Source organism: Phenylobacterium sp., assembly GCF_025351295.1.
In the GTDB taxonomy this organism is placed as follows: Bacteria; Pseudomonadota; Alphaproteobacteria; order Caulobacterales; family Caulobacteraceae; genus Phenylobacterium.
This window is the reverse complement of the sequence record NZ_JANXWD010000085.1, coordinates 1-6,255: the sequence shown is the minus strand read 5'-3', so window position 1 is coordinate 6,255 and position 6,255 is coordinate 1. Positions and strand designations below refer to the sequence as shown.

At 70.3% G+C, this 6,255-nt stretch carries 6 protein-coding genes and 1 pseudogene; 2 read left to right on the top strand and 5 right to left on the bottom strand.

Annotated features, from left to right (window positions below; genetic code table 11):
• The 5 genes from Q0R13_RS11875 to Q0R13_RS11855 form a co-directional block, all read right to left on the bottom strand.
• Positions 1 to 2,224, bottom strand: a 2,224-nt coding sequence (locus Q0R13_RS11875) for a DNA methyltransferase (protein ID WP_293904120.1), incomplete at its 3' end; no start/stop codon positions are given.
• 146 nt (positions 2,225 to 2,370) lie between these two features.
• Positions 2,371 to 2,802, bottom strand: a complete 432-nt coding sequence (locus Q0R13_RS11870) for a DUF1178 family protein (RefSeq protein ID WP_293904118.1) — start codon at positions 2,800 to 2,802, stop codon at positions 2,371 to 2,373.
• A gap of 8 nt (positions 2,803 to 2,810) precedes the next feature.
• The gene (locus Q0R13_RS11865) at positions 2,811 to 3,626 is read right to left on the bottom strand and encodes a carbon-nitrogen hydrolase family protein (RefSeq protein WP_293904116.1); all 816 of its coding nucleotides are present in this window, start codon (positions 3,624 to 3,626) and stop codon (positions 2,811 to 2,813) included.
• A 166-nt stretch (positions 3,627 to 3,792) separates the two neighbouring features.
• The gene (grxC, locus tag Q0R13_RS11860) at positions 3,793 to 4,053 is read right to left on the bottom strand and encodes a glutaredoxin 3 (protein ID WP_293904114.1); all 261 of its coding nucleotides are present in this window, start codon (positions 4,051 to 4,053) and stop codon (positions 3,793 to 3,795) included.
• A gap of 32 nt (positions 4,054 to 4,085) precedes the next feature.
• Complete coding sequence (locus Q0R13_RS11855) at positions 4,086 to 4,874, bottom strand: ComF family protein (protein ID WP_293904112.1); 789 nt, start codon at positions 4,872 to 4,874, stop codon at positions 4,086 to 4,088.
• Between Q0R13_RS11855 and Q0R13_RS11850 the strand changes: the two genes are divergently transcribed.
• The gene (locus tag Q0R13_RS11850; protein ID WP_293904110.1) at positions 4,873 to 5,691 is read left to right on the top strand and encodes a methyltransferase domain-containing protein; all 819 of its coding nucleotides are present in this window, start codon (positions 4,873 to 4,875) and stop codon (positions 5,689 to 5,691) included. The two genes, Q0R13_RS11855 and Q0R13_RS11850, sit on opposite strands and share 2 nt — an antisense overlap.
• Before the next feature lie 104 nt (positions 5,692 to 5,795).
• Positions 5,796 to 6,255: pseudogene (locus tag Q0R13_RS11845) on the top strand (hypothetical protein); the annotation flags it as partial.

Genomic DNA, 6,255 nt, shown 5'->3' with positions numbered 1-6,255 from the left:
CCTGGTAGGACTTGAAATCGACCCAGCGCTCCAGATTACGGCCCGCGCGGACGAGGCCGCGCAGCCCTTCGCCGTACTGGTTGATCGGCCACAGGCTTGGGGCGATGAAGCCCATGCGGCCGCCGGGACCCAGCAGGCGCAAGCCCTTTTCAAAGAATGGCAGGTAGAGGTCGAAGTTGGCGGTGCGCGCGCTGCGGTAGGTGTCGTCGCCGCGCGCGGCCATGGGATAGGCGGCGACCTCGGGCGCGGTGGCTTCGAGATGCTGGCGTTTCACGTAGGGCGGGTTGCCGAGCACGATGTCGAAGCCGCCATCGGCATGGCCTAATCGCACCTCCGGGAAGGCCGTCGCCCAATCGAAGGCCGAGACCCGTTCACGCAGGTCGGGGTCATCGGTGCGGCCCTGCCAGAAATCGGGACCGACGAGGCTGTTGCCGCACCGCAGGGTGTGGTCGAGCGACGACAGGGGCGCGTCGGCGCGGGCTGAATGCAGCCAGAGCGCCAGCTTTGCGATCTCGACCGAGGCGGGGTTGAGATCGACGCCGTAGATGTTGCTCTCAAGGATCTCGCCGATCACGGCGGCCTCGACAACCACCTCGGCGATGCCATCGGGGCCCGCGTGAAGGCCCGCGATCTGGCGGGCCAGGCCCATGCGTTCGTCCAGCAGGCGACGGAACGCCGAGATCAGGAACGCGCCGGAGCCGCACGCGGGATCCACAACGCGGATCGCCTTCAGGCGGGCCTCGTAGGCGACGAGACCTTCCAGCGTGGGTTGAACGTCGTCATCCTCGGTCGGCAGGCTGGCGGCCTGCCGCGCCGCGGCGAACCAGGGGTCGATGGCCGACTTGACCAGGAGGTTCACCGCCCATTCCGGCGTGTAGTAGACCCCGTTGCGCTTGCGCTCCGACAGGGCCACGACGGTGTCGCGATCTTCCAGCTCGCCCTGGCGGTATTCGAGCTCGGTGATCGACTGCTCGAAGATGCGACCCAGCGTATAGAGGCTCAGGCTCTCGCGGGCATCGCCGCGCGAGGCGTAGTTGTAGCGGGCGCAGAGGTAGAGAAGGGTGTCGGTGTCCCGCTCCAGCGACGCGTCGTTGGACCCCTGGCCGGGTGCGGCGAAGACGTGGTTTGGCAGGCTGAGCGCCTCGATCTCGGGGTCGGCCGCGAACAGGCCGCCATTGATGTGCGGCACGCGCAGCTGACCGATGTGGCCGCCCTGGTCCATGGAGCCGAACAGGCGGCGGAAGTAGGTCCACAACTCCTCGCCGAACGGGTCATAGTCGATCTCGATGCTGCGCGACTTCAGCCGATCGCGGATCATCTGGGGCGGGAACGACATCCGGCCGCCCATGTCCTCGCAGTAGAAGGCGAAGATGAACCGGTCGAGCAGCTTCTGCGACAGGCGTAGAAGATCGGTGCGGGAGCCCGCAAAGGTCGGGTTGGAGACCGTCAGGACGTTGAACAGGCGTTCTCGGACGGCCTTGTAGTGCCGGTAGAACTCACCTTCGAGCGCGCGTTCCTTGACCCATTGCCGCTCGATCAGCCGCAGGAGCGAGGGCTTGCCGGCCTGCGACAGCAGCCGGTCGCTGTGGAACAGGTGCTGGAAAAGAAAACGGTCGAAGCTGGCCTCGCCGGTTTCGGCCAGGAGGTCGGAATCGAACAGGTCGTCCTTGGGCTTGCGGATGACGAACCGGAGGTACTGCTCCGGCATGCGGTCCCACCAGTAGAGGCGGATCTCGTTCATGTCGGTGACGAGCCCCCACCACGGCTGGACGGGTTCGTTGCCGAACAGGCCCTTGCGGGCGCCGCGGATGTAGTCCTGGCACTGGCGAACCGGGGAGCGTGTGTTGCCCTTGCGCCGCTGCGGCGCCTCGAGGGCGGAGCGGATGTCCTTGAACTCGCATAGCACTTGGGGCGTGGCCTTCGGGTCCGATCCGAACAGACCGAGCGCCGCGTCCGCCTCACCCATCCCGCCACCAGCGCCGGCGCCGAGCACCTGCAGTTTCGGGAAGAGCGTCACCGCGGCTGGATCGGCGCGCCCATCATCGACATAGCCCCAGGTCTCGACGAAGAAGGTCTGGGTGAAGGCGCCTTCGGCCTGCGTCTCCGTACGCTTCGATCGCGTTGACCACGCCTTGAGCCGCGTCAGGAGCACCTCGTCGGCGCCGCTCGCGGCCCAGGCCCGGAATTCCAAATCCAGTTCGGAGCGCAAGAAGGCGCGGCTCACGAAAGCACGGCTATCATCGAACATGCCGCAGAAAGGATGGCGCCGACGCTTGGCGTCAAGCGTGAATTCGTTCTTTCTTTGTGCTCATACACGCGATGCGACCGCGCCGTCGGCGCTGCAAGCGGCGGGGCACAGCGAAAGCCGTGTCAGTTCAGCTCTGACTTCTTCACCGGCTCGGGCGGCAGGGGGGCGATGGGGACGCCGTCCTCGACCAGTTCGCGGACCTCGGTGGGCGTGGCCTGGCCATAGATGCCGCGGTCCTCGGCCTTGCCCTGGTGGATGGCGCGGGCCTCGGCGGCGAAGGTGTCGCCGACGTCGTCGAAGTTCTCCTCGACATGGGCGCGGATGCGGCCGGCGGCCTCCATCATCATCGCCTGCATCTGGGCCGGGGTGCTGTCGCCCGGCGTGCGTTTCGTACCGGCCACCGCGGGCGCCATGATCTGCTTGCGCACCTGCTTCGAGGCGCACATCGGGCATTCGACCTGGCCGCGGCCCTGCTGCGCGTCGAAGTCGGCGGACGAACCGAACCAGCCTTCGAACGCATGGTCGTGGTCGCAGGTGAGGGCGTAGCGGATCATCGAGACTGTCAGGGACCGGTGAAGGGCCGCGCGTTGGCCAGGGCGGGGATGGCGGCGCGCGCCTTCTTGGACGCCGCCGGGTCGAGGTCGGCCAGAAGCACGCCCGGTTCGTCGTGGTCAAGCTGGGCGATCACCGCGCCCCAGGGTTCGACCACCAGGCTGTGGCCATAGGTGCCGCGGTTGTCCTCGTGGCGGCCGCCCTGGGCGGGGGCCAGCACATAGGCGCCGGTCTCGATGGCCCGGGCCCGCATCAGCACCTCCCAGTGCGCCGCGCCGGTCGGCCGGGTGAAGGCGGCCGGGATGGTCATCACCTGCGCCCCCGCCCGCGCCAGGGCCCGGTAGAGCGCCGGGAAGCGCAGGTCGTAGCAGATGGTCAGGCCGAACCGCACGCCATCGATATCGGCCGTCACCGCCGCGTCGCCCGGCTCATAGGTCGCCGACTCCCGCGCGCTCTCGCCGGTGGGCAGGTCGACGTCGAACATGTGCAGCTTGTCGTAGGTCGCCGCGATCGACCCGTCGGGGCGGATCAACACCTGGCGGTTGGCCGCCTTGCCGTCCTGCCGCTTCACCAGGGCCGAACCGACGTCGATCCAGACGTCGAGCGCGCGGGCCGCCTCGCGCAGCCCGTTCACCACCGGGTCGTCGGCCAGCAGGGTGAGTTGCGGCAGCAGGGCCTCGCGATCCTTCTGCAGGATGTTGCTGCCCTCCGGCGTCACGATCAGCCGCGCCCCGCCCGCCGCGGCCTCGCGCACCAGCGGCAGGATATGCGCCAGCGCCGCGGCGTGGCTGGCGGGCGTGCGGGTCTGGACGAGGCCGACTTTCATGGAACCAGCTTAGCTTTCCCTCCCCTGCATGGGGAGGGCCGACTCGACGAAGTCGAGCGTGGTGGGGAGGTGTGGGCCAGATCGCCGAGGTAGGAGCCCTGGCCGGGAGTTCCCCACCCTGACCGCTGCGCGGTCTGTCCCTCCCCATGAAGGGGAGGGAAAACGGTCAAGCCGCCTTCAGCAGCGGGTCCAGCTTGCCCGCCCGTTCCAGGGCCATCATCTCGTCGCAGCCGCCGATGTGCTGGCCGCCGATGAAGATCTGCGGGAAGGTGGCGCGGCCGCCGGCCCGCTTGACCATCTCCTGGCGCTTGTCGGGGTCGAAGGCCGCCTCGATCTCGGTGAACGGCACGCCCTTCTGCGTCAGCAGATCGACCGCCCGCAGGCAGAAGGGGCAATAGGGCTTGGTGTAGATGGTGACGTCGGTCATGGCGCTCTAACGAAGCACGTTCCTGTTCAGCTTCATATGGTGAGTCCTGCCGCATCGCGCACCCTGGCGACAACGGCCAGATCGACGCGGGCCGCGCCAGCGGCCTTCAGCGCCCGCGCGCAGCCCTCCGCGGTGGCGCCGGTGGTCAGAACATCATCGATCAGCAGGATGCGCAGGCCGGCCACCTGCTTCACCCGCGAGGCCGGCACCTCGAACGCCCCGGCCACGTTGCGCCGCCGGCCCGAGCCGGACTTGCCGCCCTGGGTCGCCGTGGCGCGCCGCCGGACCAGGGCGTCGGGCAGGTACGGCGTGCCGGTCATGGCGCAGAGCGGCCGGGCGATCTCTGCGGCCTGGTTGTAGCGCCGCCGCAGCAGGCGGAACGGATGCAGCGGCACCGGGGCGATGGCGTCGGCCGCCTCGATCAGCGGCGCCGCCGTGCGCGACAGCCAGCGGGCGAACATCGGCGCCAGGTCCAGCCGGTCGGCATGCTTCAGCTTCAGGATCGGATCGCGCGAGGTCTCGTCGTAGAGGCAGGCCGCCCGCGCCGCATCGAACGCCCGGGGCTTCGTGAGGCAGGCGGCGCACCGCGCGCCCGGGTCATAATCGAATGGAACCCCGCAGCCGTCGCAGACCGGCCCGTCCAGGAAGCGGATCCGCGCCCAGGCGTCGGCCGTGAACCCGCCGGCCAGTGGCCGCGGCCCGCCGTCCAGCGCCTGGGGCGGAAACAGCATGTCCAGCGTCCCGCGCAACGCGGCTTGCGCCCGGGGCTTCCAATGCGCCCATTTCAAAGACTCGGCGAAGTCGCCATCTTCGGCGCTCATGTCGGCGTCGCCCCCCCAGTTGTTCGACCGCTCCCTGCGCCGCAAGCGCCTGGACCGCGCGGCCCAGGGCTATGCGAACGCCGACTTCCTGCAGCGCCGCGCGGCCCAGGATGTGGCCGAGCGGCTGGACGCCATCCTGCGCAACTTTCCGCTCGCCGTCGACCTTTCCGCCCACGCCGGCGCCTTGCGCGAGGCCCTGGCGCAGGCGGCGCCCGACTGTGTCGGAACCCTGATCGAGGCCGACCTGTCGCCGCGTATGCTGGCCGGCCGACCGGGCCCGCGCGTCGTCGCCGACGAGGAGCGGCTGCCCTTCGCCGATGCCAGCCTGGACCTGATCGTCTCCACCCTCGGCCTGCACTGGACCAACGACGTGGTCGGCGCCCTGATCCAGGCGCGCCATGCGCTGAAGCCCGGCGGCCTGTTCATCGGCGCCTTCCTGGGCGGGATCACGCTGACGGAACTGCGCCAGTCGCTGGTCGCCGCCGAGGTGGAGATCCTGGGCGGGGCCGGCAGCCGCGTCTCGCCGTTCGCCGACGTGGCCGACGCCGCCGACCTGTTGCACCGCGCCGGCCTGAAGGAGGGCGTGGCCGACGTCGACCGGGTGACCGTGACCTACGAACACCCGCTGAAACTGGTCCTCGATCTGCGCCAGATGGGCGAGACCAGCGTGCTGGCCGACCGCCATCCGAAGGCCCTGACCCGCGCCCTGCTCGAGCGCGCCTTCCAGATTTATGCCGAGCGCTTCGCCGGCCCCGACGGCCGCGTGCCCGCCACCTTCGAGATCATCACCCTGACCGGCTGGGCGCCCGGCGGTTAACCTCTCGCTAACCTTTTGCCCGCGACAGTCCGCCTCGGCGCCCAGGCGGACTGTCGCGGCCAGGCTGGGGTCATTCGGGGGGCGGTTTCGTCGGGGGATCTGACGTGCTGCCAAACACCTTCCACGGCCTCACGGCCGCCGCCATCGCCGTCGCGCTCGCCGGCTGCGCCACGAGCTCCGGACCGCCACAGCCCCGCAAGGGGCCGTATGGCGGCGTGGACGTCGGCGCCAGCAGCAGTCTCACTGCACCGGCCAGCGCCTTCGAGGCCTACACCCGCCGCGCCGCCGCGATCGACGCCCAGTTCTCCGGCCCCGGCGAGATCGCCCAGGCCCTGCGGACCGGCGCCGGCTACGAGCCGCGCCAGCTGGAGACCGGCATGATCGCCTACGCCGCCCTGGCCGCGATGCAGGAGCCGGGCTTCGTGGCCGGGGTGCGCCGCGGCGGCCGCGACCTGGGCCGCCGCCTCGCCGCCGACCCGGACGCGGCCCTCGACCTGCCGGGCGGACCCGCCGCCGCCAGCCGCGCCAACGCCGCCCTCGCCCGCCGCGGCGAAGCCCTGGCCG

What these genes read in the sequence shown, in the direction of transcription:
- Q0R13_RS11870 (WP_293904118.1), bottom strand. Translation starts at nt 2,802, where the DNA reads ATGATCCGCTACGCCCTCACCTGCGACCACGACCATGCGTTCGAAGGC.
- Q0R13_RS11865 (WP_293904116.1), bottom strand. Translation starts at nt 3,626, where the DNA reads ATGAAAGTCGGCCTCGTCCAGACCCGCACGCCCGCCAGCCACGCCGCG.
- grxC (WP_293904114.1), bottom strand. Translation starts at nt 4,053, where the DNA reads ATGACCGACGTCACCATCTACACCAAGCCCTATTGCCCCTTCTGCCTG.
- Q0R13_RS11850 (WP_293904110.1), top strand. Translation starts at nt 4,873, where the DNA reads ATGTCGGCGTCGCCCCCCCAGTTGTTCGACCGCTCCCTGCGCCGCAAG.
- Q0R13_RS11855 (WP_293904112.1), bottom strand. Translation starts at nt 4,874, where the DNA reads ATGAGCGCCGAAGATGGCGACTTCGCCGAGTCTTTGAAATGGGCGCAT.